This window comes from Amycolatopsis keratiniphila subsp. keratiniphila (assembly GCF_001620365.2).
Taxonomy (GTDB): Bacteria; Actinomycetota; Actinomycetes; order Mycobacteriales; family Pseudonocardiaceae; genus Amycolatopsis; species Amycolatopsis keratiniphila.
On record NZ_LQMT02000031.1, the window covers coordinates 18,549 to 42,640 of the forward strand.

At 68.4% G+C, this 24,092-nt stretch carries 29 protein-coding genes; 11 read left to right on the forward strand and 18 right to left on the reverse strand.

Annotated elements, in window-relative coordinates; genetic code table 11:
- Positions 1-8: 8 nt before the first annotated feature.
- The 4 genes from AVR91_RS29420 to AVR91_RS29435 all read left to right on the forward strand — a co-directional run bounded on the left by AVR91_RS29420 (position 9) and on the right by AVR91_RS29435 (position 3,859).
- A complete protein-coding gene (locus tag AVR91_RS29420) occupies positions 9-1,043 on the forward strand; it encodes a 2-hydroxyacid dehydrogenase (protein WP_063274681.1) in 1,035 nt (344 codons plus the stop codon).
- Positions 1,040-2,488 carry an FGGY-family carbohydrate kinase gene (locus AVR91_RS29425; RefSeq protein WP_063274680.1) on the forward strand — a complete coding sequence of 483 codons (1,449 nt, stop codon included), beginning with the start codon at positions 1,040-1,042 and terminating at the stop codon, positions 2,486-2,488. The genes AVR91_RS29420 and AVR91_RS29425 overlap by 4 nt, the downstream gene beginning before the upstream one ends.
- Before the next feature lie 2 nt (positions 2,489-2,490).
- Positions 2,491-3,141 carry a class II aldolase/adducin family protein gene (locus tag AVR91_RS29430; protein WP_063274700.1) on the forward strand — a complete coding sequence of 217 codons (651 nt, stop codon included), beginning with the start codon at positions 2,491-2,493 and terminating at the stop codon, positions 3,139-3,141.
- Between the two features lie 121 nt (positions 3,142-3,262).
- Entirely contained in the window at positions 3,263-3,859 is a 597-nt protein-coding gene (locus tag AVR91_RS29435) for a hypothetical protein (protein ID WP_063274679.1), read from the forward strand.
- Positions 3,860-3,863: 4 nt separating this feature from the next.
- On the opposite strand, the gene AVR91_RS29440 is transcribed toward AVR91_RS29435, so the two are convergent.
- The 5 genes from AVR91_RS29440 to AVR91_RS29460 all read right to left on the reverse strand — a co-directional run bounded on the left by AVR91_RS29440 (position 3,864) and on the right by AVR91_RS29460 (position 7,661).
- The gene (locus tag AVR91_RS29440; RefSeq protein WP_063274678.1) at positions 3,864-4,556 is read right to left on the reverse strand and encodes an HD domain-containing protein; all 693 of its coding nucleotides are present in this window, start codon (positions 4,554-4,556) and stop codon (positions 3,864-3,866) included.
- 67 nt (positions 4,557-4,623) lie between these two features.
- Positions 4,624-5,262, reverse strand: coding sequence for a hypothetical protein (locus tag AVR91_RS29445; protein ID WP_063274677.1), 639 nt, complete (start codon positions 5,260-5,262; stop codon positions 4,624-4,626).
- A 40-nt stretch (positions 5,263-5,302) separates the two neighbouring features.
- On the reverse strand, positions 5,303-6,349 hold the full coding sequence (locus AVR91_RS29450) for a hypothetical protein (RefSeq protein ID WP_228688429.1): 1,047 nt from the start codon (positions 6,347-6,349) through the stop codon (positions 5,303-5,305).
- Positions 6,350-6,498: 149 nt separating this feature from the next.
- On the reverse strand, positions 6,499-7,104 hold the full coding sequence (locus AVR91_RS29455; protein ID WP_063274676.1) for a transglutaminase-like domain-containing protein: 606 nt from the start codon (positions 7,102-7,104) through the stop codon (positions 6,499-6,501).
- Positions 7,101-7,661, reverse strand: coding sequence for a TetR/AcrR family transcriptional regulator (locus AVR91_RS29460; RefSeq protein ID WP_063274699.1), 561 nt, complete (start codon positions 7,659-7,661; stop codon positions 7,101-7,103). Before AVR91_RS29460 ends, AVR91_RS29455 begins: the two co-directional genes overlap by 4 nt.
- Before the next feature lie 87 nt (positions 7,662-7,748).
- Between AVR91_RS29460 and AVR91_RS29465 the strand changes: the two genes are divergently transcribed.
- Positions 7,749-8,468, forward strand: a complete 720-nt coding sequence (locus tag AVR91_RS29465; RefSeq protein WP_063274675.1) for an alpha/beta fold hydrolase — start codon at positions 7,749-7,751, stop codon at positions 8,466-8,468.
- A gap of 80 nt (positions 8,469-8,548) precedes the next feature.
- Here the strand turns inward: AVR91_RS29465 and AVR91_RS43565 are convergent, their stop codons facing one another.
- From AVR91_RS43565 to AVR91_RS29520, 11 genes are all read right to left on the reverse strand, one after another.
- Positions 8,549-8,872 carry a hypothetical protein gene (locus AVR91_RS43565; RefSeq protein WP_211282785.1) on the reverse strand — a complete coding sequence of 108 codons (324 nt, stop codon included), beginning with the start codon at positions 8,870-8,872 and terminating at the stop codon, positions 8,549-8,551.
- Positions 8,873-8,881: 9 nt separating this feature from the next.
- Entirely contained in the window at positions 8,882-9,226 is a 345-nt protein-coding gene (locus AVR91_RS29475; RefSeq protein ID WP_063274674.1) for a hypothetical protein, read from the reverse strand.
- A 12-nt stretch (positions 9,227-9,238) separates the two neighbouring features.
- Positions 9,239-10,672 carry an MBOAT family O-acyltransferase gene (locus AVR91_RS29480; RefSeq protein WP_016337705.1) on the reverse strand — a complete coding sequence of 478 codons (1,434 nt, stop codon included), beginning with the start codon at positions 10,670-10,672 and terminating at the stop codon, positions 9,239-9,241.
- A gap of 85 nt (positions 10,673-10,757) precedes the next feature.
- Complete coding sequence (gene rlmB, locus AVR91_RS29485) at positions 10,758-11,714, reverse strand: 23S rRNA (guanosine(2251)-2'-O)-methyltransferase RlmB (protein ID WP_063274673.1); 957 nt, start codon at positions 11,712-11,714, stop codon at positions 10,758-10,760.
- Between the two features lie 35 nt (positions 11,715-11,749).
- Positions 11,750-13,141, reverse strand: coding sequence for a cysteine--tRNA ligase (gene cysS / locus AVR91_RS29490; protein ID WP_063274672.1), 1,392 nt, complete (start codon positions 13,139-13,141; stop codon positions 11,750-11,752).
- Between the two features lie 46 nt (positions 13,142-13,187).
- Positions 13,188-13,874 (reverse strand): HAD family hydrolase, encoded by a 687-nt coding sequence (locus AVR91_RS29495; protein ID WP_063274698.1) that lies wholly within the window; start codon positions 13,872-13,874, stop codon positions 13,188-13,190.
- Between the two features lie 104 nt (positions 13,875-13,978).
- Positions 13,979-14,374, reverse strand: a complete 396-nt coding sequence (locus tag AVR91_RS29500; protein ID WP_063274671.1) for a PPOX class F420-dependent oxidoreductase — start codon at positions 14,372-14,374, stop codon at positions 13,979-13,981.
- A gap of 14 nt (positions 14,375-14,388) precedes the next feature.
- Positions 14,389-14,784 (reverse strand): PPOX class F420-dependent oxidoreductase, encoded by a 396-nt coding sequence (locus tag AVR91_RS29505; RefSeq protein ID WP_016337700.1) that lies wholly within the window; start codon positions 14,782-14,784, stop codon positions 14,389-14,391.
- Positions 14,785-14,812: 28 nt separating this feature from the next.
- Entirely contained in the window at positions 14,813-15,283 is a 471-nt protein-coding gene (ispF, locus tag AVR91_RS29510) for a 2-C-methyl-D-erythritol 2,4-cyclodiphosphate synthase (protein WP_007028591.1), read from the reverse strand.
- Complete coding sequence (locus tag AVR91_RS29515) at positions 15,280-15,927, reverse strand: IspD/TarI family cytidylyltransferase (RefSeq protein ID WP_394329974.1); 648 nt, start codon at positions 15,925-15,927, stop codon at positions 15,280-15,282. Before AVR91_RS29515 ends, ispF begins: the two co-directional genes overlap by 4 nt.
- Before the next feature lie 59 nt (positions 15,928-15,986).
- On the reverse strand, positions 15,987-16,478 hold the full coding sequence (locus AVR91_RS29520; RefSeq protein ID WP_005165253.1) for a CarD family transcriptional regulator: 492 nt from the start codon (positions 16,476-16,478) through the stop codon (positions 15,987-15,989).
- Positions 16,479-16,775: 297 nt separating this feature from the next.
- Between AVR91_RS29520 and AVR91_RS29525 the strand changes: the two genes are divergently transcribed.
- Positions 16,776-17,495, forward strand: a complete 720-nt coding sequence (locus AVR91_RS29525; RefSeq protein ID WP_063274696.1) for a copper chaperone PCu(A)C — start codon at positions 16,776-16,778, stop codon at positions 17,493-17,495.
- 111 nt (positions 17,496-17,606) lie between these two features.
- Complete coding sequence (gene radA / locus AVR91_RS29530) at positions 17,607-18,965, forward strand: DNA repair protein RadA (RefSeq protein WP_016337697.1); 1,359 nt, start codon at positions 17,607-17,609, stop codon at positions 18,963-18,965.
- Here the strand turns inward: radA and AVR91_RS29535 are convergent.
- Both AVR91_RS29535 and AVR91_RS29540 read right to left on the reverse strand, forming a co-directional pair.
- Positions 18,962-20,095, reverse strand: a complete 1,134-nt coding sequence (locus AVR91_RS29535; RefSeq protein ID WP_063274670.1) for a CU044_5270 family protein — start codon at positions 20,093-20,095, stop codon at positions 18,962-18,964. The genes radA and AVR91_RS29535 overlap by 4 nt on opposite strands.
- Positions 20,082-20,711: an RNA polymerase sigma factor gene (locus tag AVR91_RS29540; protein WP_083737780.1), complete on the reverse strand. Its 630-nt coding sequence runs from the start codon at positions 20,709-20,711 to the stop codon at positions 20,082-20,084. The genes AVR91_RS29535 and AVR91_RS29540 overlap by 14 nt, the downstream gene beginning before the upstream one ends.
- Before the next feature lie 157 nt (positions 20,712-20,868).
- On the opposite strand from AVR91_RS29540, the gene AVR91_RS29545 reads away from it, so the two are divergent.
- From AVR91_RS29545 to AVR91_RS29560, 4 genes are all read left to right on the forward strand, one after another.
- On the forward strand, positions 20,869-21,522 hold the full coding sequence (locus tag AVR91_RS29545; RefSeq protein WP_063274669.1) for a C39 family peptidase: 654 nt from the start codon (positions 20,869-20,871) through the stop codon (positions 21,520-21,522).
- A gap of 91 nt (positions 21,523-21,613) precedes the next feature.
- Positions 21,614-22,570, forward strand: coding sequence for a glycoside hydrolase family 6 protein (locus AVR91_RS29550; RefSeq protein WP_063274668.1), 957 nt, complete (start codon positions 21,614-21,616; stop codon positions 22,568-22,570).
- A 165-nt stretch (positions 22,571-22,735) separates the two neighbouring features.
- Positions 22,736-23,788 carry a sialidase family protein gene (locus tag AVR91_RS29555; protein ID WP_063274667.1) on the forward strand — a complete coding sequence of 351 codons (1,053 nt, stop codon included), beginning with the start codon at positions 22,736-22,738 and terminating at the stop codon, positions 23,786-23,788.
- Positions 23,789-24,061 carry a MoaD/ThiS family protein gene (locus AVR91_RS29560; RefSeq protein ID WP_063274666.1) on the forward strand — a complete coding sequence of 91 codons (273 nt, stop codon included), beginning with the start codon at positions 23,789-23,791 and terminating at the stop codon, positions 24,059-24,061.
- The last annotated feature ends 31 nt before the right edge of the window (positions 24,062-24,092 follow it).

The window sequence follows — 24,092 nt, forward strand, 5'->3', positions numbered from 1 at the left end:
ACGCAGAGTTGCGGATACTCGCTGCGGGAGACCATTTCGTCGGCACCGGCCTGCTGGCCGACGCCGTCCGTGCCGAGATCGGCGCCGGGCACGAATTCTCGGAACTGACCCTGCCGTGGCCCGTGGAGCCGTTCGGCCCGGTCGCGAACGTGCACGAGGCCAGCGGCACCGAGGAGCAGGTGATCGAGGCCCTGTCGGGAGCCGAGGTCGCGGTGACCCAGATGGCGCCCTTCACCAAGCAGGTGTTCGCGGGCGCGCCGGGGCTCAAGCTCGTGTCGGTGTGCCGGGGCGGCCCGGTCAACGTCGACCTCGCGGCGGCCACCGAAGCGGGCGTCGCGGTGACGTACGCGCCCGGCCGCAACGCCGGTGCCGCCGCCGAATTCGCGGTGGGGATGATCCTGGCCGCGATGCGCCGGATCTCGACGTCCTCGGCCGAATTGCTGGGCGGCACCTGGCGTGGCGACTACTACGCTTACGACCAGGCCGGTCTCGAACTCGACGGGACCACCGTCGGCCTGGTCGGGTACGGCGCGATCGGTGCGCGGGTGGCCAAGGTGCTCGTCGCGTTCGGCGCGAAGGTGCTGGTCTCGGATCCGTTCGCCGACCCGGCCCGGATCAGCGCCGACGGGGCGGAGCTTGTCGACCTGGACGACCTGCTGCGCCGCAGTTTCGTGGTGAGCCTGCACGCCCGCCTCACCGAGGAGACCCGGCACCTGATCGACGCCGCCAAGCTCGCGCTGCTGCCGGAAGGTGCTGTGCTGGTCAACACCGCGCGCGGCGGTTTGCTGGACTACTCGCCGCTGCCGGAAGCCCTGCGCTCGGGACGGCTCGGCGCGCTCGCGCTCGACGTGTACGACGTCGAGCCCCCGCCCGCGGACTGGGCGTTGCGGGGCGCGCCGAACGTGATCGCGACGCCGCATCTCGCCGGGGCCAGCAGGCAGACGGCGGAGCGGGCGGCGAGTATCGTCGCCGCCGAAGTCGGCCGGTACGCCCGCGGGGAGGCGCTCGCGAATCTGGCGAACCCCGAGGTCCTGCGGCCATGATCATCGGCGTCGACATCGGCACGTCACTGACCAAGGCGGTCGTCTTCGACAAGGCCGGGATGTCCGTGGCGAGCGCGTGCACCACCTCCGAGGTGCACCACCTGCCGGGCGGGTTGGTCGAACAAGACCTCGACCAGGTGCTGGGCACCGTGGCGACGGTGGTGCGCGAGGTCGCCGCCCGGCTCGACGGTCCGGTCACCGCACTGGCCCTCACCGGTCAGGGCGACGGGTTGTGGCTGCGCGACGAATCCGGCGGCGCCGTTCGCCCGGCGATCTCCTGGCTCGACGGCCGGGCGAACTCGTTGCTCGCCCAATGGCAGGCAGGCGGGGTGACCAGGGAAGTGTTCCGCCGTACCGCGTCGGGGATGTTCCCCGGTTGCGCCGCGGCGATCATGTCCTTTTTGGACATTCATGAACCGGAGTCGCTGGACAGGGCGGCGGTGGCGGGCTACTGCGTCGACGCGGTACTCCAGCGGCTGACCGGCGAGATCACGGTCGACGCGTCGGATGCCTCACTGCCCTTCCTCGACCCGGCCACCCGGCGATACGACGAAGAAGCCATCGCGGCCGTCGGGCTCTCCCACCGCCGGAGCCTGTTCGCGGAGCCGGCGGCGCCGAAGACCGTGTTCCGCTTGGACGAACGCGGAGCCGGGCTGCTCGGTCTCCCGGTCGGGCTGCCCGTCACCGCGGGGCCGTTCGACCTGCCCGCGAGCGCCATCGGCGCCGGTGTACGGCGGCCGGGCGACGGTATCCTCACCGCCGGCACCACCCTCGCCTGCCAGGTTCTGACGGACTCTGCGGAGTTCGATCCGGAAGGCGAGCCCGCCGGGATGTTCCTCTGCACGCCGGAAGAGGGTGAGTTCCTGCGGGCGATGCCGGCGATGGTCGGCACGGCGGGGATCGACTGGATGTGCCGCCTGTTCGGAATCGAGGTCGAGGAGATCGGCTCGCTGCTCGACGCGAGCGGGCCCGGCGCGGGTGGGGTCCGCGCGCTCCCGTTCCTCTCCGCGTCCGGTGAGCGGGCGCCCTTCGTCGACGCTTCGGCGAGGGCCCAGTTCTCCGGGCTGAGCCTGGAGAGCGAGCGTGGTGACATCGTCCGGGCGCTGTGCGAGTCGATCGCTTACGCGGCAAGGCATTGCTTCGAGGCGGCCGGGCTCACCGGCACGTTGTACGCCTGCGGCGGCGGGGTCCGGTCGCTCGAATGGACCCGGATCTTCGCCGACGTTCTCGGACGGCCCATCGTGATCCCCGGTGATCCCGGGGTCGGCGCGCGAGGCGCGGTGATCGTCGCGGCGGACGCCCTCGGCGAACCGGTCGACCGGGAACTCTGGGCGGAGAGCGCGCGCGTCGTCGAGGTCCGGCCCGAGAACGTAGGGTTCTACGAGCAGGGCTATGCCGACTATCAGGCCTCACTGGCCGCGGCCCGCGGACTTTGGAGGTTGTGACGGTGATCCTGGCCAAAGAACGCCTGGCGGTCTGCGAGTTCGCCCGGCGGATGACCGCGGACGGGCTCGTGGTCGGCACCTCCGGCAACGTTTCCGCGAGGCAAGGCGAGCTGATCGCGGTGACCCCGACCGGGGTCGACTACGCCGGGCTGAGGCCGGAAGACATCCCGGTGGTCGGCCTGGACGGCGAAATCGTCGAAGGCACGCTCAAACCGACCAGCGAACTTCCGATGCACCTCACGGTGTACCGGCAGGCGGCGGATCCGGACGGCAAGCCCATCTCCGCCGTGGTGCACACGCATTCCGTGCACGCCACGGCGGTCTCCACCCTGGTCGCCGAGGTGCCGCCGATCCACTACATGCTCGCCGCGATCGGTCCGACGGCCCGTGTCGCGCCCTACGCGACGTACGGCACCGAAGAGCTCGCCAAAGCCATGCTGGAGGCACTGGACGGCCGCCGAGGCTGCCTGCTGGCGAACCACGGCACCACCACCTTCGGCGACAGCCTCGGCTCCGCGTACAGCCGGGCGCAACAGCTCGAGTGGGTCTGCCAGGTGTGGCTGACGGCGCGCTCGGCCGGAACGCCGAACCTGCTCCCAGCCGACGAGATCGAGCACGTCGTGGAGAAACTTCGCGGCTACGGGCAGCGCTAGACCACACCTTCCCCCAAGCGACGGACCGGGTTCAAACCGGCGAGGGACGCCGGCGGGCAGTGGCGGCTGTGATCGTGGGAACCGATCGACTGATCGGCATCCGATGGTCCGAGGAGCACACATGACCGTCCACGAACCCACGGCACCCGGGCGGCTGCGCGCCGCCTGGCACAACGCGCACGCCCCGGTGCCGGGAGTACCTCGGTGGGCCCGGATCGCCGCCTACGCCATCCCCTTCGTCGTGCTGCCCTCCGGCCTGTGGCGGATCATGACCGTCGTCTTCCATATCGGCGACGACGCCACGCATGGCTCGGGCCAGCTCCCGTCGTGGTTGCCGGGGCCGGTGTACATCGTCGGCCTGTCCGTCGTCTCCGAACTGCTGGCCTTCACCGCCATCGGGCTGATCGCCGCCTGGGGCGAGGTCGTCCCGCGCTGGATCCCGCTGCTGGGCGGACGCCGAGTGCGGCCCCTCGCCGCGATCCTGCCCGCCGCCGTCGGCGCCACGATCCTGACAGTTCTGTGGACCACGGCCTTCGTCACCGGGATTTCCGGGCTCACCATCCAAGGCGACCCGCTCCCGGCCGACTACCCCGCGAATGCGATGCACGGCTGGCAACTCGCCTTCTTCGAGCTCACCTACGCGCCGCTTCTACTGTGGGGCCCGTTGCTGGCAGCGGTCACCTTCGCGTACTGGCGGAGGTGCCGGCACGTTCAGTGACGCTTTAGGACGCCGCGGGCTCGGCCTCGAAGTCCGTGGCGTCGACGGCGTGCACCGCGTCGAGGAGCTCGACGACCGTCGGATCGTCGACGGCTTCCTTGATGCACTGCCACAACTGGAGATTCGCCAACGCCCAGCGGGAGTAGTTCTCCGCCGCTTTGGGGTTGTAGAAGTAATAGCCGCTGTCGTGGACGTCGCGTTGTTCGCCGACGATCTTGTGCGCCAGTTCGCGCAGGCTCAGCCCGTTCTCCCGCAGATAGCGGTGGGCGAGGACGACCGGCGTCACCGGCAGCGCCTTGAACAGTGTGTCGGCGTCGCTCAACGCTTGAGCCTCGAGCGAGATGTGGCGGCCTCTGGTGGCCATTTCGGCCTCGTCGATGATGTCGTCGACCCACCGGCCCACGTCCTCCTCGACCCCGCACTCCCGCAGGATGTCCATCCTGAGATCGCGTCCGGCGGCCGCGGGGGAGTTGCGGAGCACGATGTAGTTCACATCGTGCACCAGCGCCGCCACCTCGACGACGGTGCGATCCGCGCCGTTGTGGTCGGCGAACCCCGCGGCCTTGGCCCGGACGAAACTCACGTGGTGCCAGCCGTGGAACTGCAGTTTGTCGGCATAACGCCAGCACAGTCGCCGGACGTGCTGCTCGACGGCCTCAATGGTATGGGAAGGAATCGTGCTCTTTCGCGCGCGCATACACCTCTCCGATCCCGTTCAGGAGACGGGTGGAGTAATGGTATGCGTCTGCGACGGCGGTGTGTAGTTAGATGCGTCCGGCGAGATCCCCCAATCGGACCTCAACCGGAACGTGACGATGTCCTGTCCCGGTCTTCGGGTCAAAGGAAAGACTGAACTCGCTCACGGGGCGTGATTTCACCAAAAACGTCATAGTCCCTTCGGTGGCCTCGGGAATCCGATGGAACTCGTCCGCGTACATGACGCCTACCGACCCGGTCTGACACAGCGTGCTACGTCGTAACCGAACCGATGTGATCAATCCGGAAAGCTGGTCGCGCAAGGTCGAATAGCGCTCGTGGACGTAGGTGCCACGGAGGATCGTGGTGCAGAAGTGATATCTGTGATTGTGGACTGAATCGGCGTACCCCTCACGCCAGTCCTCCGGCGCCTTGTACTCGTGCAGCCAGATCGAAAAGGGATCGGCCGGGCAATCGAGCAGGCACCAGGCGAAATGGGTGGTGGTCTCCCTGGAGCGCTCGAGTACCGCGCTCGCCTCGTCCGGGCTCAGCGATTCCAGATGCCTTCGGAGGTCGTCGCGCAACTCTGGTCTCGATGTCCAGTCGCGGAAGATCCCGTCGGCGATCCGCCAGTGCTGCGCCAGCGGCAGGTCCGCGGTTCGGAGCAGCGCGGAGAGCTGGGTGAGGGGGGACAAGCGAGTGAGCAACTTCAGCTCCTCAAATCTAGTGCTCTGCGACGCCGAGAGGTCAGGGGTTCAACTCGGCGAGTGTGGTGAACTCCTTCCGGAAGGAATGGAATTTCCCTTCCAGTTCGAGGAAGTTCTCTTCGGACAGGGGAGAGCCGGTGATCTTTTCGTACAGGGCGAGGAAATCCGCCCTGGTCGTCGTGGTGGAGATGCGGAAGTGCCGTCCGGACCGGGATTGGGACACGCGCAGGAACTCGGAGCGTTCCTTGTTGTACAGGAAGGAACCTTCGCTGAATCGCAGTGTCCGCGGGTACAACGTGGTCGCGCCGCGGATATCGCTGTACAAGGTCACCCAAACGCTTTCGTCGAACACTTCGAGCCGGTCCAACGGCGGGTCGGCGACGACGGTGATGTCCACCAGCGAACACCGGCTGCGCGCCAGGAACAGCCCGACCAGGCCGATGCTGATCTCGTCGTTGAGCCGCGACCGGATCGTCTCGTAGTCCACGCCCGCTTCTTCGCTGCGCAGGAGATAGCGCGCCCGGCCACCGATCGCGCCCTCGTCGCGTGGGTCGGCGATGACCACGCGGAGTTCCCTTTCGGTGCGGGACAACAGCAAACGGGCTGCGGCATGCCTGCCGGAGAACCCGCGGAAGAAGTAGTGCCTGGTCACGTCGAGGTCTTCGGTCATGACCCGGTTGAACAACGGATCCGGATCGGTGGTCGCCTCGAAGACGTGGGTGGGGAAGAATTCCTTGTTGAGCGAACGGTATTCGGCGCTGAGCGCTTCCAGCGCTCGTCGGCTTTCCTCGATCACCGGGGTCACCATCGCGCGCTGTGACGCGGTGGCGGTGATCAGGGTCTGGCCGAAGCCGACCACCGCGGAGATCAGGGTGCCGGTGCCCAGTGAAGTGAGCAGTGTCTTGCCGGCGCCGGGATCCATCATGCTGGAGATCCACAGGCTGAGGCCCGCGACGACGACCAGTACGGTGAGCAGCAGACTCGTCCTGGTCCAGAAGATCTCTTGCAACGGGGTACGGCGGAGCCGGTCGGCTTCCGCGGGCACGAGGGTCACCTCCTTGATCAGCACCCGAACGGACGAACGCAGTGCGTATCTGTTCGAGTGCGGGGAGTTACTCTACGCGCATCGTGACAATGTCGAAATAAGAAAATCGGGGGAAAGGGACCAGCAACGAATGTGACGCTCGGCGATGCCGGTTTCGCATCGGAGGTTTCGCCGGATCGCGGAAAAACCACTCACGGAGCGTGCGGAAGGATTCCTTCGTACCACTCGGGGCCGGGTTTCGCCGACGACAAGGTTTCGACGACGGCCGAAGACGGTGAGGTGTACACCGTGGGGAAGTCGATCTCGCCCTTCGATGGATCCAGCGTCCAGGCGAGCCGCTCCTCTTCCGGCTGACTCGCTCCTATGAAAGGAAAGTGCGCGTCCGCGCCGTTCTTGTTGCCTCTCGGGTCCAGCCGGATCCACCGGTCCGGACCACTGAGGTGGACGGCGTTGAGCCCGTGCAGGACGCCGATCCGCTGATAACAGAACCCGGCCGGAATGCCTTGGCTGCGAAGCAAAGCGGCCAGCAGGTGGGCCTTCGCGTAGCAGAGCCCGACCCGCTCGCGCAGAACCTCGGACGCCATAAGGGTGACGCGGGAATCGGCGGCGTCAACCGTATGGGCGATGTCGTCGCGCACGAAGTGAAACATCGAACGAATCACGTCGACCTCGGTGCCGCCGGCCGGTGACAGACGGTCAGCCGTTTCGCGGATCAGTGGATGATCGTGATCGACGATCGCGTCGGCGGCGAGATAATCTTCCAGCCGTTCGGATTCGATCTTCAACGTGATTTTCACGCGGCACCACCCAGTACTGTGTCGACGACTTCTTCGAGGAATTTCGGATCGGCTTCGCCGCCGCGCAGCAGCAATCGGAACCAGATCGCCCCCGCCAGCAGATCCATCACCAGCACCGGATCGGCTCCGGCGCGCAGTTCGCCTCGCGCGGTGGCGCGTTCGAAGATCGGCTGTTCGCGTGCCATGCGGTCGGCGAAGAAACTCCTTGCCACGTCACCGAGTTCCGGGCGTCGGGGGCCCGCGGTCAGTGCCGCCGTGACGACCGGCGCGGTGCGCTCCGAGGTCAGCAACCGGTGGATTTGCGTTGCCACGGCGAGAAGATCGCCGCGCAGGCCGCCGGTATCCGGGATGTCGACGGCGAACAGGCCCGAATCGCGCAGCGCGGCGGCCAGCAGCGCGTCCTTCGACGGCCACCAGCGGTACAGCGTCGTCTTGTTGACGCCGGACCGGGTTGCGACGGCCTCGATGGCGAGCTTGTCGTAGCCGTGCTCCGCCAGCAGTTCGAGGGTGGCGGCGAAGATCGCCTCCGCCTTGCGCGGGCCGTTCCGAGTGGTCACCGCCCGAGAATACAACGCACCGTTGCGTTGCGCGGCGAGCACGCGTACTTTGCAACGCAACGGTGCGTTGCATTCAGGAGGTAGTCCATGGTCCCCGTCGTCTTCGTCCACGGCATCCGGCTCAGCGGTGCCGCCTGGTCCGGGCAACTCGAACCTCTCGGCCATCCCGCGAAGGCCGTCGATCTCCCCGGTCACGGCGCCCGCCGGGGAGAGCGGTTCACCCTGGCCACGGCGGCGGACGCGGTCGCCGAAGCGATCGGCGAACCCGCGCTGGTCGTCGGGCATTCGCTCGGGGGTTACGTCGCCATCGCCGCGGCCGCGCGGTATCCGGAGCGCGTGGCGGGTCTCGTCGTCGCGGGCTCGACCTTCCTGCCGGGCAAGGCATTGGAGACGCCGTTCCGCATGGCGCACCGCTTGCTCATGCGGCTGCCGGACCAAGGCGAACGGCTGAGCCGATGGCAGTTCCGAAGCGCTCTTCCGCCGAAACTCGCCGAAGCGGTGATCGGCGGTGGCATCGCGACCGAGGTCATCCCGGACGTCGCCAAGGCCTTCGCGGACTTCGACGTGCTCGCGGCCCTGGCGGCCTATCCGGGGCCCACCTGGCTCGTCAACGGCTCACGCGACCACTTCAGACGCCATGAACGCCGCTTTCTCGAAGCTTGCGCCGACGGCAGGCTGATCAACGTCCCGAAGGCTGGCCACTACCTGCCGATGGTGCGCGGCGAGGAGTTCGCTCAGCTGGTGCTCGACGCGGCCCGCAGCCTGTCGATCTCGTCGGTCAGTCCGGAGCGCAGCGGTTCGTGCTGAGGCCCGAGCGACGCGGCCCAGTTCTCCATCGGATACAGCCACACCGGCCGTCCGACCACGTCGGCCGGCTCCCAGTCGTATCACGGCCAGACATGCGCGTGCAGGAACGGATCCGTGTTGCCGAGGATCTCCAGATTCACCCGGCGGAAGCCCGGATCCCTTCGCGCGCAGACGTTTTCGACCGCCTCGCCGAGCAACTCCATATCCGCCAGGAACTCCAGCCGCCGCGGCCGCGGTAGATCGCTCAGCCTGCCGACGGCGGGGGAATCGGTCAGCAGGACACAGTAGCCCGGGAGGAACTGCGTATCGCCGATCACCGCGAAGCCCGCGTCCAGGCGCCGCAGCACGGTCGGATTCTCGCCGCGCAGCGCCGAACCGATGCGATCCCGCTTCCAGCCGGTCATCCGCCCAAACTAGCCGACCGGGTACATCGAACCACCGGAACCGGTGAACTGGGCGGTCAGCCGGACCGGTTCCGGATGGGGGGCCAGGACGATCGAGGCGAAGGGCGTCGCGGCGGCCTGTGACCCGTAGTTGGTGTGCAGATGCGCGCTGACGTGCACGTTGCGGTCGGCGGGGATCTCGAACGTGACCGCACCCCAGGAGACCACGAACTGCCTGCCGTCGATGCTGACGATAGGGGCGTACGGCACGGAACTGGAGGGGAACGGGCGCATCTCGACCGTGAGCAGACGGCGTGGGCCGTCGTGGTTGTCCACGTACGGGATCACTCCGGGCTGGGCCGCCAGGTCGGTCATTCTCAGGCTCCCTCAGAACTGGTAGTAGAGGAACGGGCTGAATGTCCCGGTCGCGATCAGGATGGCCGCGTACACCAGCCCGACGGTCATCACGCCGATCCGCAGGGCCGTGGCCGGGCGGCTCCGCGAGGATTCCAGCAGCGGCCCGGTCACCGGATGCGCGGGCAGGAACACGATCGCCAGCGCGCACAGCAGGATGACCAGCCGCTGGTTGGTCACCGCGCTCTCGACGACGTCGGTGAGGCCGGTGAAGTCCGGCAGCACCATGTGCCCGATCATGCCGAGCGCGTGCGGCAGGTCCTTGGCGCGGAAGAAGACCCAGCCGAAGACGACGAGCACGAGCGTCAGCGCGCGGCGGCCGATGCGGGCGGCCTGCGACTTCGGGGTGACGTCGTAGCCGAAGGCGCGTTCCACGATCAGCAGCGCGCCGTGGTAGATGCCCCAGATCAGGAACGTCCACTGCGCGCCGTGCCAGAACCCGGTCAGCACGAACACGATGCACAGGTTCCGGTACGTGTGCCCGGCGCCGGTGCGGTTGCCGCCCAGCGGGATGTAGACGTAGTCGCGGAACCAGCGGGACAGCGACATGTGCCAGCGTCGCCAGAATTCGGTGATGGTCACCGACGAGTACGGTCTCGCGAAGTTCTCCGGCAGCCGGAAGCCGAGCATGCGGCCGAGGCCGATCGCCATGTCGGAGTACCCGGAGAAGTCGAAGAACAGCTGCAGCGTGTACCCGATCGCGCCGAGCCAGGCGATCGCGAAGGTCATCTGGTCCGGTGGCGTGTTGAAGCAGGCGTCCACCATCGGGCTGAGCGAGTCCGCGATGATCGTCTTCTTGCACAGCCCCAGCGCGAACCGCGGGAAACCGGCGGCGATGTCGTCGAGGCGGTGCGACCGCCGCTGCGGCAGCTGGTCGGCGATCTCGCGGTACCGCACGATCGGCCCGGCCACCAGCTGCGGGAACATCGCGATGTACGCGGCGAACGACACCGGGTCGCGCAGCGCGCGGCGTTCACCGCGGTAGATGTCCACCACGTACGAGATGTGGTGGAACGTGTAGAACGAGATGCCGATCGGGATGACCAGGTCGGCCACCGGGAAACCGCCGCCGAACCAGTGCGTCACGGCCGCGATCTGCTGGGTCGCGAATCCCGCGTACTTCCAGATCAGCAGCATGCCGACGTTGAGGCCGATGACGCCGAGCAGCAGCCGTTTGCGTCGTTTGTTCTGCAGGTCCCACGCGTTCGGCTCCAGCGCGGGCCCGGCGAGGAAGTTGACCACCATGCAGCCGAGCAGCACGAGCGTGTACGGCCCGGCGCCGGTGGCGTAGAAGATCAGGCTGCCGACCGCGACGATGCCGTTCCGCCAGCCGCGCGGGCACACCAGCACGGCGAGCAGGACCGCCGGCATGAAGTACCACAGGAACAGCGGTGAAATGAACGACATCGGTGCGGGGTCCCCCAGGCGGTTTACGCGTTATCCGCTGGTGACCTTAGCCTGAGGTTCCCGCACCGTGTGACGAAGTGCGGGGTCAGACACGTCCCGCGAGCCGTCGGCGGCGCGCCACCTCGGCCAGCAGCACACCGGCCGCGACCGACGCGTTGAGCGATTCGACGCCCGCCGCCATCGGGATCGACACGGTCGCGTCGCAGGTCTCGCGCACCAGCCGGGACAGGCCGCGGCCCTCGGAGCCGAGCACGATGACCAGCGGGTCCGCCGCGAGGTCCAGTTCGTCGATGTCGACCGAGCCGTCCGCGTCGAGGCCGACGACCATCAGGCCCTCGTCCTTCCACGCCTTCAGCTGACGGGTCAGGTTGGTGGCGACGGCGATCGGCAGCTTGGCCGCGGTGCCGGCGGAGGTCCGCCACGCGACCGCGGTCATGCCCGCGCTGCGCCGCTCCGGCAGGAGGACACCCTGCGCGCCGAACGCGGCGGCCGAGCGGATCACGGCGCCGAGGTTGCGCGGGTCGGTGACGCCGTCGAGCGCGACGAACAACGGGGTCTGCCCGGAGTCCTTCGCGACGGCCATCAGGTCGCGCGGGTCGGCGTAGACGAACGGCGGGACCTGCAGGCCGAGACCCTGGTGCATGGCCCGGTTGGTCTTGCGGTCCAGTTCGTCGCGCGGGATCTCCAGGATCGAGATGCCCTTGTCACCGGCGAGCCGGACGGCCTCGTTGACGCGGTCGTCGATGTCGATGTTGATCGCCACGTACAGCGCGGTCGCGGGCACGTCGGCGCGCAGCGCCTCGACCACCGGGTTGCGGCCGGCGATCAGTTCCGGCTTGTCGGCCTTCTTCTGCCGAGCCTGATCCTTGCGGTCACGCGCGTTGGCCATCCGGTACGCCTTGTGACCGGGCCGGTCCTCGGCCTTGGGGGTCGGGCCCTTGCCTTCGAGGCCCTTCCGGCGCTGGCCGCCGGAGCCGACGACCTGACCCTTCTTCGTGCCGGGCTTGCGAATAGCGCCCTGGCGCCGGGAGTTGCCTGCCATCAGTGAGAATCCTTGAGCTAGAAACCGAGTAAGAGTCAGACGTCCTTGACGGTCCACTGTGGACCGTTGGGAGTGTCCTCCACCACGATGCCCGCCTGCTGGAGGCGGTCACGCGCGGCGTCCGCACGGGCGAAGTCCTTGTCGGCGCGGGCCTGCTGCCGTTCGGTCAGCAGCCCTTCCACGAGATCGGACAGTGCCTGCCGGGTGGGCGTCTCATTGCCGCCCGCCTCGGACCAGCGCGCGGAGAGCGGGTCGAGGCCGAGCACGTCGGTCATCGCGCGCACGGAGGCGGCGATTTCGAGTGCCTTGGAATTGTCGGCCGCGTCGAGGGCCGCGTTACCGTCCCGGACCGTGTTGTGCAGCACGGCGAACGCCTGCGGGGTGGCCAGGTCGTCGTCGAGGGCGGCGGCGAATCCGGCCTGGATCTCGCCGAGGTGCACGGCGCCGGCGCTGCTCGCGGTCCGGCGGAGGAACTGCTCGATCCGCCGGTAGCCCTGCGCGGCCTCGGTGAGCGCTCCGTCGGAGTATTCGATCGTCGACCGGTAGTGCGGCTGGACCAGGTAGTACCGCAGTTCGGGCGCCCGGTAGTTCTTGAGCATCTCCGGGATCGAGACCGTGTTGCCCAGCGACTTCGACATCTTCTCGCCGGACATGGTCACCCAGGCGTTGTGCAGCCAGAATCGCGCGAACGGGTCACCCGCGGCGTTCGACTGGGCGCGCTCGTTCTCGTGGTGCGGGAACACCAGGTCGACGCCGCCACCGTGGATGTCGAACTCGGCGCCGAGGTACGCGGTCGCCATCGCCGAGCATTCGAGGTGCCAGCCGGGGCGGCCGGAGCCCCACGGCGTCGGCCACGACGGCTCGCCCGGCTTCGCGCTCTTCCACAGCGTGAAGTCGCGCGGGTCGCGCTTGCCCTCGCCGAGGCTCTCGCCCTGCTGGACCTCGTCGAGCTTCTGGCCGGAGAGTTCGCCGTAGCCGTCGAACGCCTTGACCGAGAAGTACACGTCCCCGCCCGAGGCGTAGGCGTGCCCGCCGTCGATCAGCCGCTGCATCAGCTCGACCATCTGCGTGACGTGCCCGGTCGCCCGAGGGGCGATCGAAGGGGGCAAGCAGCCCAGCGCCTCGTACGCCGACTCGAAGGCGCGCTCGTGCGTGGCCGCCCACTCCCACCAGGGACGATCCGCCGCGGCGGCCTTGGTGAGGATCTTGTCGTCGATGTCGGTGACGTTGCGGACCATCAGCACGTCGAGTCCACTGTGGACGAGCCAGCGACGGAGAACGTCGTAGTTCAGCGCGCCGCGGACGTGGCCGATATGCGGGATGCCCTGCACGGTGGCACCACACACGTACATGGACGCCGTTCCGCTACGGGCGGGATGGAATTCCCGCACGCTCCGGGTCGCCGTGTCATAGAGGTGTAGTGCCACCCTAAAAGGGTACGGGGTCGGCGTGAGCGGTGTCGCAGTGACCGTATTACAGCACGTTATGGGTGCGCAGGGCGCTGAGCAGGGCGTCCGGCCGTTCCGTCGTCGGCAGCGGCTCTACCAGCGCGAACGCGCAGCCGATGTCGCGCGCGGCGCCGTCCGCTTCCTCGCTGTCGCCGATCATGAGCGTTTCCGCCGGTTCGACGCCGAGCCGCTCGACGGCCGCGCGGAAGATCTCCGGCTCCGGCTTCACCGCCCCGACCTCGAACGACAGGATGAACTCGTCGACGTAGGCGTCCCAGCCCCGGCGGCCGAACGCGGGCCGGATGTCGAAGGCGATGTTGCTCAGCACCCCGAGCTTCACGCCCTTGCCCGAGACGCCCTTGAGGACGGCCTCGGTGTCCGGGTACGGCGTCCACTGGGTGGGATCGATCAGCCGGGTGTAGAGCGCGACGGCCTGGTCGGCGTGCGGCACCCCGGACTGCTTGAGGACCTCGAGGTACACCTTCCGGTGCAGCACCGGGTCGCGGTCGCGGTGGTTCCAGGCGTACAGGTGCTCCTCGTCGAGATCGACGACCTGGCCGACCGGCGCGGTCATCCGGCGCATCAGTTCGGTCTGGGCTTCGAGGTCCAGGCTCTCGCCCTCGTGGTCGGTGAGGTCGGCGAGCCAGGTCTCGTCCTGTTCGAGCCGGAAGACCGTGCCGGAGAAGTCGAACAACACAGCGCGAAAGGTCACGAGGTCCACATTAGCCACGATCGTGGGGTTCCTGCCGCCCTCGGGTGTGTCATGAAAGGGTCGTTCCTGACGTTTTTCGTCCTGAACGACCCTTTCATGACACATCAGGCCGCGTTGCCGGTGATCTTGGTCGGCGTGATCCGGACCAGCACGCGGACGACGTCCGCCGGCTCCTCCGGGTAGTCCTTGCCGAGGTACTTGTGCGACAGCTCGTTGATCAGCTCGCGCCCGCCCTCGTCGGTCATCTCCACGGTCCCGCGGATCTCGACGTAGTCGTACGGGTTCTCCTGGTCGAAGACCGAGACGGACACCCGCGGGTCCCTGGCCATGTTCCGCTCCTTGAGACGGCCGCGGACGGTCGCGAAGACCACCCTGTCGCCGTCCCGCTTCGCCCACAGCACGGACGTCTGCGCGGAGCCGTCGGCGTTGATGGTCGCGAGGATCGGGAAGTTGTTGCCGTCGAGGAGTTTCTTGGTCGCGTCGTTGAAGGTCACACCCATGCCCGAGAGCCTAATCACCGCACGTTCCCGGCGATCCGTTCGACGCGCAGGCGGACGATCACCCGCTCGACCTCGTCGCCCTCCGGCGGCGGGTCCTGGCCGAGGTACTTGTGGCTGAGCGTCTTCGGCAACGTCTTCCCGGGATCCGGGGTGATCGTCACCGTGCCGCGCAGCTGCGTGTGCCGGTACGGGTTCTCCGCGTCGGTGATCGAGACGCTCGCGCGCGGATCACGGCGCAGGTTTCGCACCTTCAGCCGGTCTTCGGTGGCGCTGAAGACCAGATCGCCGTCGTCGAGGCCCACCCAGACGATCGAGGTCTGCGGGCCGCCGTCGGCGTCCAGCGTGGCCACGGTCGCGAAGTTCTTGCCGTCCACCAGTGCTCGGACCGGTTCGGGAAGTGTGACTGCCATGACAGCCCGAACCGGCTCCCGGCCGCGGCTATTCCTGCGAGGGCAGCAGCAGTGCCGTGGCGAACGCCGCGATGCCCTCGCCGCGTCCGGTGAGGCCGAGCCCGTCGGTCGTCGTCCCGGAGACGCTCACCGGCCCGCCGACGGCCTCGCTCAACACCTTCTGTGCCTCTTCGCGGCGCTTCCCGACGCGTGGCGCGTTGCCCACGATCTGGACGGTCGCGTTACCGACGGTCCAGCCGTCCGCCTCGACCAGACGCCGCGCCTCCGCGAGGAATTCGACGCCGTGTTTGCCCGCCCAGCGCGGATCCCCGGTGCCGAACACCGCGCCGAGATCGCCGAGCCCGGCCGCGGAGAGCAGCGCGTCGCACAGCGCGTGCGCGGCGACGTCGCCGTCGGAATGGCCCGCGCAACCGTCGACGCCGGGCCAGAGGAGCCCGGCGATCCAGCATTCGCGGCCCGCCTCGACGGGGTGGACGTCGACGCCGTTCCCGATCCTCACAGGGTTTCCTCTTCCCCGGCCCGGGCGATCGCCTCGGCCAGCTTCAGTTCGAACGAATTGGTGACGCGCATCGCATCCGGGTGCCCGGCGACGTTGTACGCGCCGTCGAGAGACGGCTTGGCGGCATACGAGAGAAAAGTCTCACGGGTGAAGCCGAGCGGGGTTTGCGCCGTACGCAGGTATGCGCGGTCTTCGGTCCCTGTAATCACTTTCGCCGCATCAGTCACCTTCACGGTGTCCGCCATCGGCAGTACCGGGACCACGAAGGGAGATCCGGCACGGACGGCGTCCGTGACGGCACGGACCGTGTCGAGGGGAGTGAAGGCGCGCAGAGCGTCGTGCACGAGGAAAACCGGATTCCCGGTGATCTCTTTTTCGATGGTGTCGAAAGCATGCTTGAGCGACGAGCCGGGTACTATCCGGCAACGCTCCTCGAAGCCGCTCAAAGCGGCCGAAAACAAATCAGCACACCGCTCGGGGGCCGCTACGACCACCAGATCGAGATCCGGCAGAGCGAGCAGCCCCCGCACAGTGTGCGTGAGTAGCGCTTCACCATTGACCGGCGCGAGAGCGAGCTCCGCGTCGGAGGCATGGTGTCGAACGACAGTGACGAACACGATTGTGCTCATATGGACGGTGCTCATATGTGCGCGATCGTAGAGGTATCCCCCGCAGCCTCACCTGGCGTGGGACACCCGCCGGTTCAGACTGCCGCGGTTTCCAGAACTTCGTCGAGGAGGACTTCAGCCTTGTCCTCGTCGGTGCCCTCCGCGAGCGCCAGCTCGCTGACCAGAATTTGCCGCGCCTTCGCCAGCATGCGCTTCTCGCCGGCTGAAAGTCCGCGGTCCTTCTCTCGCCGCCAGAGGTCGCGCACCACTTCGGCCACCTTGTTCACATCGCCGGAGGCGAGCTTCTCGAGGTTGGCCTTGTACCGACGAGACCAGTTGGTGGGCTCTTCGGTGTGGGGAGCACGCAGAACGTCGAAAACCTTGTCCAGTCCTTCTTGCCCGACGACATCGCGAACGCCGACGATCTCGGCGTTGTCCGCGGGCACGCGAACCGTAAGATCCCCTTGCGCGACTTTGAGGACGAGGTACTTCTTCTCCTCGCCCTTGATCACGCGGGTCTCGATGGCTTCGATGAGTGCGGCACCGTGGTGCGGGTAGACGACGGTCTCTCCGACCTTGAAAACCATGTGTCCTCTGCCCCTTTCGCTGAATTCATCTTAGCACGTGCCGACGAGGCCCACCTAGTGGCCCGCGATCGTCGTCGCAGGTCAGCGGCCTGACGGTGGTCCGCCCGGGGGTTGACAAACCCAATTCGCCCATGCTCACGCTGGTGAGAAGCGAACGATTTCCAAATCCTTTGTGGACGGTTGATCTTGGGCACGTCACCGCATTGGTGGGGTGCCAACACGCACCGGGTTCTCGGTCCGCGAAGGCGCCCGGCTAGTCTTCGCGGTGAAGAGGCCGTGAGATGGAAGGACTCCGACGTGAGGCTGCAGAATCGTCGCGTGTTCGGCGCAGGTGTGCTGGCGCTCGGCGCCGCGCTCGTGCTCGCCGGCTGCGGTGCTGGTCAGATCACCCAGACCGACTCGCAGCAGCCCGCGGTCAACGGGACGTACGCACAGGCGAAGGACCTGGTGCTGCGGAACGCCGCGCTCCAGTTCCCGACCGAGGGGCAGGCGTACCCGGCCGGTGCCGCCGCGCCGCTGACGCTGACCATCGTGAACCAGGGCAAGCTGGACGACGAGCTCGTCTCGGTCTCCTCCGAAGCCGCCACCGGTGACGCCAAGATCACCGGCTCCAAGGTCGTCGCCGCGAGCCACGCGCTCGTGATCGGCCCGTCCGACGCGGTCGAGTCGACCAAGGAGGTCGCGCCGACGAGCGCCCCGTCCTCCGCGCCGCCGTCGTCCTCGGGCGCGCCGTCCTCGTCGGGGGCGCCCTCGTCCTCCGGTGCCCCGTCGAGCTCCGCCGGGACGGTCACGCCGTCCGCTGGCCCCGAGCAGACCAACGCGCCGGACCAGGTGGGCAAGGCCACCATCGTCCTGCAGGGGCTGAAGCAGCCGGTGTGGGCGGGCCAGACCATCAAGGTCACCTTCGTCTTCAAGAACTCCGGCTCCATCACCGTGGACCTGCCGGTCGCGGCGCCGTCGCACCCGGGCAGCCGGGCGCCCGCGCCGGAGAAGGAAGCCGAGGGCGGCGGGCACTAGATCTCTCGCAAGTACATGAAGGCCCCCTTCACAGCGCTAGACGCAATGAAGGGGGCCTTCATGTACTTGTCGCTCCCCGGGTTTGTCGGTGGTGGCCGCTAGCCTCGCGGAGTGGTCAAGAAAGGCAGCACCTACCGCTGCGGTGAGTGCGGGTACGAGGCGCCGAAGTGGGTCGGGCGCTGCCCCGAATGTCAGGCGTGGGGAACGCTCGAAGAACGCGGCGACGCCCGCCCCGCGATAGCCAGGGTCGCGGCCGGCGCGCCCAGTGCCCCCGCGCGTCCGATCGGCGAGGTCGACGTCGAGACGGCGCGCGCGAAGCCGACCGGGGTCTCCGAGCTGGACCGGGTGCTCGGCGGCGGATTCGTGCCGGGCGCGGTCATCCTGCTCGCCGGGGAGCCCGGTGTCGGCAAGTCGACCCTCCTGCTGGAGGTCGCCTACCAGTGGGCGGCCACCGCGGGCCGCGCGCTGTACGTCACGGGCGAGGAGTCGGCGGGGCAGGTGCGCCTGCGTGCCGAGCGCACCGGCAACGTCCACGACGAGATGTTCCTCGCGGCCGAGAGCGATCTTTCCGCGATCCTCGGCCACGTCGACGCGGTGAAGCCGGGCGTGCTGATCGTCGACTCGGTCCAGACCATGGCCTCCCCGCAGGTGGAGGGCGCGCCGGGCGGGGTCACCCAGGTCCGCGCGGTCACCTCCGGGCTGGTCGCGCTGGCCAAGGAACGCGGGTTGCCGATCGTGCTGGTCGGCCACGTCACGAAGGACGGTTCGGTCGCCGGGCCGCGCGTGCTGGAGCATCTGGTCGACGTCGTCCTGCAGTTCGAGGGCGACAAGCATTCGACGCTGCGGATGCTTCGCGGCATCAAGAACCGTTTCGGCGCCGCCGACGAGATCGGCTGCTTCGAACTGGTCGAGGAGGGCATCGTCGGCGTGCCCGACCCGTCGGGGCTGTTCCTGAGCCACACCGCGGAGCCGGTCGCGGGCACCGCGGTCACGGTGACCATGGAGGGCAAGCGGCCGCTGCTGGGCGAGGTGCAGGCCCTGGTGTCGGCGACCCAGTCACCGCAGCCGCGGCGCGCGGTGAGCGGCCTCGATTCGGCCCGTGTCGCGATGGTGCTGGCCGTGGTGGAGAAGCGGGCGGGTATCAAGGTCGGCGACAAGGACGTCTACGTCGCGACGGTCGGCGGCATGAAGATCACCGAGCCCGGCATCGATCTCGCGGTGGTGCTGGCGCTGATGTCGTCGGCGCGGGACACCCCGCTCTCGCCCAAACTCGTCGCGATGGGCGAGGTCGGGCTCTCGGGTGAGGTCCGGCGGGTGCCGAGCGTCGGGCGGCGGCTCGCGGAGGCCGCCCGGCTCGGTTTCACGTACGCGCTGGTCCCGCCGGATTCCGGCAAGATCCCGCCGGGCATCCGGGTATTGGAGGTCGGTGACGTCGCGAGCGCGCTCAACGCCGCGAAACACGCTCGTTAGGGGCCGTCGTCGTCGGTGATCACCACCGAGATCGTCGTGTCGAACAGGGTCAGCCCCGGCCAGCCCTCCCGTATGTCGTTCGACCGGACGGCGCGGCTCCCGACGACGGCCGCCGTCGCCCGGTCGACGATGAACGTGCGTGTCCGGTCGGGCATCGTGACCGAGTACGACAGCGCGGGTCGCCCGTCAGGAGTCGTCACGGTCTCCAGGGTGATGCCGGGCATTCTCGCGAGCGCTTTGCACAGGGCCACCCGCTGTGCGCCGAAGCCCTGGGACGAGCGGAGCACGTTGAAGGCCATCTCGAACATCTCGGGTGCCGAGTTCGGCAGTTCCGCGGGGCGGCCGTCCGGCCAAATGCCGTCGTGGCGGAGCCGGTCGGCCATCTTCCCGGGGTCGATGGGCAGTTCCTTGAGGAAGTCCGTGGCGGGGTGTGTCCAGCCGCTCTCCGAAGGCAGCCGGTCCTGGGGCGGGAGGACCGGAGGTGGCGGCGGCGACGACGTCGTGGTGGCGGTCGGCTGCGGCGGCGGCCCGTCGTTCACGCTGACCGAGGACGACGGGCCCGGCAGTGCTTCCCCGTTTCTCTTCGCCGTCTGGTAGTCGCCCTTGATCCAGCGGATCTCGCCGGTGCCGGTGAACCTGCTCTTGAACGGCTTCCAGCCCGGCGCCGGCAGCCAGCGTTCGAGGATCTCGTGGGTCTGGTAGACCAGCCCGGACTTGGTGACGCGTGTGGTCCAGGTGGATTCCGTGACGAGCCGGTACTGATCGTCGCGGAGCGGGAAGTCGTCACCGTGGAGGGATTCGAGCGCGGCTTCGTTCGGCCCGACGACCGAATGGTCCGCCGGTGCCGGGCCGTCGCCGCCGGTGAAGGCGTTCGTCGCCACGATCCCCCCGCCGGACACCAGTGCGGCGGCGGCCGCCGCGGCGATCCATCGCCACGCGCCGGGCCGTCTCCTCGCCGGGGGCGTGAGCGTCGGGAGCAGTTCGTCCTCGACCTCGCCGGCGGCGCGCAGGAGCGCCGCCCTGGCACGGGACAGTTCGTCCCGCCGGGTTACCGGTTCGGCGTGGAGGCAGGCCAGCGCCTCGTCGAGTTCGGCCTCGGACCACACCTTCCTGACGCTATCGCCGTGCACTTCCGCCCTCCTCCTTTTCGCTCGATCCGTCCTTTGTGGACTCCGGGGCGTTGGCGCGCAGCCATCTCCTGATCCGGTGAAGCCGTGATCTCACCGTCCCGGCGGGAATCCCCAGCGCCTCGGCGACCTCGCCGGGATCCAGGCCCGCCCACGACACCAGCAACAGGGTGTCGCGGTCCGCGACGCTCAGCTCGGCCAGGGCACCCGCCAACTGGGCCGCGCGGGACTGGGCGTCGACCCGCTCGGCGACCCGGCCGTCGTGTCCGGCCGAGACCGCCCGGTCGGCGGCCGCGAGCCGGGCCGTCGCGTTGAGGGCCCGCATCTCGGTGCGGACATGATGACGCAGCAGGTTCGTCGCGATGCCGTAGAGCCACGCCCGCGCCGTCCCGGCCTCCGGGCGGTACGTCTCGCGCCGCCGGAGCGCCACGAGGAAGGTTTCGGCGACGAGGTCGTGCGCGGTCTCCGTGCCGACGCGGCGCGCGAGATAGCGCTGCAGCGGTGCCGCGTGGGCGTCGAAGAGCATGCCGAAGACGGGTGCGGGATCGGGGCCGCCGAGATCCGGCCTGTCCGGTCCACGCGATCCGGCCTGCTCGTGATCGTCTTTCATCACCTGCACGATCGCTCTTGCCCGATGCCCCTCCCAGCGTTCATCCGATCCTACTTTCGTCGTGGGCCGACCGGGGAAAGCGCAGGTGAGCCGCAGACAAAAGCCGCGCGACCGGAGATTATGTTCACTATTCACCATTCAAAAGTGAAACTGGGGAAGGATTACCATGCGTCGACTCAGGATCGTGGTCGTCGCCGCGCTCGCGGCGTCCGCGTTGATCACCGCTCCGGCGGTGGCCGTCGCTCAAGGTGAAACAGTCGTCGATGTGGAGTCGATGGCGCCGCCCGCCAAGGTCGAAGGGGTCAGGGCGGCCGCGGAGCTCAACATCCAGTACCAGATCCAGGAGACCGGGTACTGGTGCGGCCCGGCCGCCACCCGGATCGCCATTTCGGCCAAGAACGGCAACCCGCCGAGCCAGCAGCAGCTCGCGAACGAACTGCCGACCACCACCAACGGCACCGACTGGATCGGGCAGGTCACCCGCGTCCTCAACAACCACGTCGCCGGTGGCTGGTACGAGACCAAGGAGATGCCGAACGACCCGCCGACGCAGGCGCAGCGCGACCTGCTGTGGCGCGACATCGTGCTGGACATCGACAAGGGCTACGCGATCGTCGCGAACATCGTCGCCCCGGCGGACAACCACCCGCCGGGCTACCCGAACTACACGATCTACCACTACTTCACGATCATCGGCTACAACAGCGACAACATGACGGTGAAGATCGCCGACCCCGCCAACTTCGGCGGCAACCAGATCTACTGGCTCACCTTCAACCAGCTCGCCACCCTGATCCCGCCGAAGGGTTACTCGGCCTGACCCACGCCGCGTTTCGTCCTCTGGATGCGTCCGGAGGACGAAACGCGCGGGTTGTACGAATCTTGTACGGGAGGGCCCGAAGCTGGGGCACATGCGCATCAAGACGCTCGGTCTGTTGGCCGCCTCGCTGCTGGCCATGGCCGCCACGCCGGCCATGGCCGCCGACGGCAACCCGCTCGAGAAGACCAACGGCTTCTACGTGGACCCGAACTCCAACCCCGCGGTCTGGGTCAGGGACCACCCGGGCAGCACCGCCGACAAGATCAAGGCCGCCATCTCCACGAAGGCGGGCGCACGCTGGTTCGGCAACTGGAGCGGTGACATCAAGAAGGCCGTCGACGGCTACACCTACGCCGCCGACGTCGCGGACAAGCTGCCGATCCTGGTCGCGTACAACATCCCCGGCCGCGACTGCGGCGGTCACTCCGGTGGCGGCGCGGGCAGCCCGGAGGCCTACCGCTCCTGGATCTCGAACTTCGCCGACGGTATCGGCGGCAAGCCCGCGGTCGTCGTCATCGAGCCGGACGCGCTCGCGCAGGTCGACTGCCTGCCCACCGGTGAGCGCCAGACCCGCCTCGACCTGCTCAAGTACGCCGCGGAGCAGTTCGCCGCGAAGGCTCCGAACACCTGGGCCTACATGGACGGCGGCAACTCGACCTGGATCCCGGCCGCGACCATGGCCGACCGGCTCAACGCCGTCGGGGTGAAGTCGATCCGCGGTCTCGCGATCAACGTGTCGAACTACAAGACCACCACCGACTCGGCGAACTACGGCAAAGCCGTCAGCGCCGCGCTGTCGAGCAAGTACGGCTACACCAAGCCGTTCGTGATCGACACCAGCCGCAACGGCAACGGCCCGCTGGGCTCCGAGTGGTGCAACCCGGCCGGGCGCAAGCTCGGGGCGACCTCGCAGACCGGCGGCGGCGCCGAGATGCTGCTCTGGGTCAAGGTGCCCGGCGACTCCGACGGCAAATGCGGGATCGCGCCGAACGTCGAAGCCGGTCAGTTCAGCCCCGATCTCGCCCTGCGCCTGATCAGCGGCACCTGACCGCCCCGAAAGCCCGTCGCGCCGGCTGCTCGTCTGTGACCCTCGTTCTCCCGAGAAGGCGAAGGCCACGACCCCTTGGACAGCAGCCGGCGCGACGCCTCCATTTCCGCGCTCCGGGTAGTACGGTGACCTGGGTCACATAACCGGAGCGAGGAGGACGGCGTCGTGGAGTTCCAGCTGGGGATCGGTACCAGGAAGGGTTTGTTCCTCGCCCGCAGCGAGGATCGCGAGAACTGGGAACTCTCCGAGCCGAAGTTCCCGATGGAGGCCGTGCGCGCGGTCGCGCTGACCCCCGGCAAGGTCTACGCGGCCGCGGTCAACGAACACTTCGGACCGACCATCGCGACGTCGGAGGACTTCGGCGAGACCTGGTCCGAGCCCGATCACGCCCCGGTCGCCTTCCCCGCCGACACGGAGACCGCGCTCGAAGGCATCTGGCAGCTCGTGCTCGCCGGTGACGTCGTCTACGCCGGTGTCGAGCCGTCCGCGCTGTTCCGGTCCGAGGACGGCGGCGAGACCTTCGAACTCGTACGCGGGCTGTGGGATCACGAGCACCGTCCACACTGGACTCCCGGTGGCGGCGGCCAGATGATCCACACGATCCTGCCGCATCCCACCGACTCCCAGCGGATCACCGTCGCCATGTCGACGGGCGGCGTCTACCGGACCGAGGACGGCGGCAAGAGCTGGACGGCGTCGAATCGCGGCATCAGCGCGGGATTCCTCCCCGACGAGGAACCCGAATTCGGGCAGTGCGTGCACAAGGTCGCGATGCATCCGGCCCGGCCCGAACGGTTCTTCCTGCAGAACCACGGCGGCGTCTACCGCAGCGACGACGACGCGAAGACCTGGAAGTCGATCGCCGGCGGGCTGCCGAACGACTTCGGGTTCGCCATGGTCGTCCATCCGACCGAGCCGGACACCGTCTACAACTTCCCGTTGGTGGCCGACGTGCTCCGGTTCCCGCCGGAGGGCCGCTGCCGCGTCTACCGCAGCGAGGACGCGGGCGAGACCTGGACGGCGCTCGGAAACGGCTTGCCGGACAAGGGTTTCTACGCCGGTGTGCTCAGGGACGCCATGTGCGCCGACGCGCGGGACGGCATCTACTTCGGCACTCGATCCGGTGAGGTGTGGGCCGGCCCCGGCGGGGGCGACACCTGGCATCAGGTGGCCGCGCATCTGCCGGACGTGCTGTGCGTCCGGGCCCAGGTGGTCTAGATGGTCCGGGTCCTGCTGCCCGCGATGCTGCGGCCGCTCGCGGGCGGGGCGGGAACGCTCGACGTCGACGCCCCGACGCTCGACGCGGTCCTGGACTCGCTCGGCGCCGGTTTCCCCGCGCTGGAACGGCGTTTGCGGGATGAAACGGGTGCGCTGCGGCGGTACGTGAACTTCTATGTGGACGGTGAGGAGTGCCGCCGTCTCGACGGTGCGAAGACCTCGCTCGCGGAGGCGAAGGAAGTCCAGATCATTCCGTCGGTCGCCGGGGGCTGAGCGTTCACCTGAATGTCAGGAAAGGGTCGTT

What these genes read in the sequence shown, in the direction of transcription:
- AVR91_RS29425 (WP_063274680.1), top strand. Translation starts at nt 1,040, where the DNA reads ATGATCATCGGCGTCGACATCGGCACGTCACTGACCAAGGCGGTCGTC.
- AVR91_RS29435 (WP_063274679.1), top strand. Translation starts at nt 3,263, where the DNA reads ATGACCGTCCACGAACCCACGGCACCCGGGCGGCTGCGCGCCGCCTGG.
- AVR91_RS29440 (WP_063274678.1), bottom strand. Translation starts at nt 4,556, where the DNA reads ATGCGCGCGCGAAAGAGCACGATTCCTTCCCATACCATTGAGGCCGTC.
- AVR91_RS29465 (WP_063274675.1), top strand. Translation starts at nt 7,749, where the DNA reads ATGGTCCCCGTCGTCTTCGTCCACGGCATCCGGCTCAGCGGTGCCGCC.
- AVR91_RS43565 (WP_211282785.1), bottom strand. Translation starts at nt 8,872, where the DNA reads ATGACCGGCTGGAAGCGGGATCGCATCGGTTCGGCGCTGCGCGGCGAG.
- AVR91_RS29475 (WP_063274674.1), bottom strand. Translation starts at nt 9,226, where the DNA reads ATGACCGACCTGGCGGCCCAGCCCGGAGTGATCCCGTACGTGGACAAC.
- AVR91_RS29480 (WP_016337705.1), bottom strand. Translation starts at nt 10,672, where the DNA reads ATGTCGTTCATTTCACCGCTGTTCCTGTGGTACTTCATGCCGGCGGTC.
- rlmB (WP_063274673.1), bottom strand. Translation starts at nt 11,714, where the DNA reads ATGGCAGGCAACTCCCGGCGCCAGGGCGCTATTCGCAAGCCCGGCACG.
- AVR91_RS29500 (WP_063274671.1), bottom strand. Translation starts at nt 14,374, where the DNA reads ATGGGTGTGACCTTCAACGACGCGACCAAGAAACTCCTCGACGGCAAC.
- AVR91_RS29505 (WP_016337700.1), bottom strand. Translation starts at nt 14,784, where the DNA reads ATGGCAGTCACACTTCCCGAACCGGTCCGAGCACTGGTGGACGGCAAG.
- AVR91_RS29515 (WP_394329974.1), bottom strand. Translation starts at nt 15,927, where the DNA reads ATGAGCACCGTCCATATGAGCACAATCGTGTTCGTCACTGTCGTTCGA.
- AVR91_RS29520 (WP_005165253.1), bottom strand. Translation starts at nt 16,478, where the DNA reads ATGGTTTTCAAGGTCGGAGAGACCGTCGTCTACCCGCACCACGGTGCC.
- AVR91_RS29545 (WP_063274669.1), top strand. Translation starts at nt 20,869, where the DNA reads ATGCGTCGACTCAGGATCGTGGTCGTCGCCGCGCTCGCGGCGTCCGCG.
- AVR91_RS29550 (WP_063274668.1), top strand. Translation starts at nt 21,614, where the DNA reads ATGCGCATCAAGACGCTCGGTCTGTTGGCCGCCTCGCTGCTGGCCATG.
- AVR91_RS29560 (WP_063274666.1), top strand. Translation starts at nt 23,789, where the DNA reads ATGGTCCGGGTCCTGCTGCCCGCGATGCTGCGGCCGCTCGCGGGCGGG.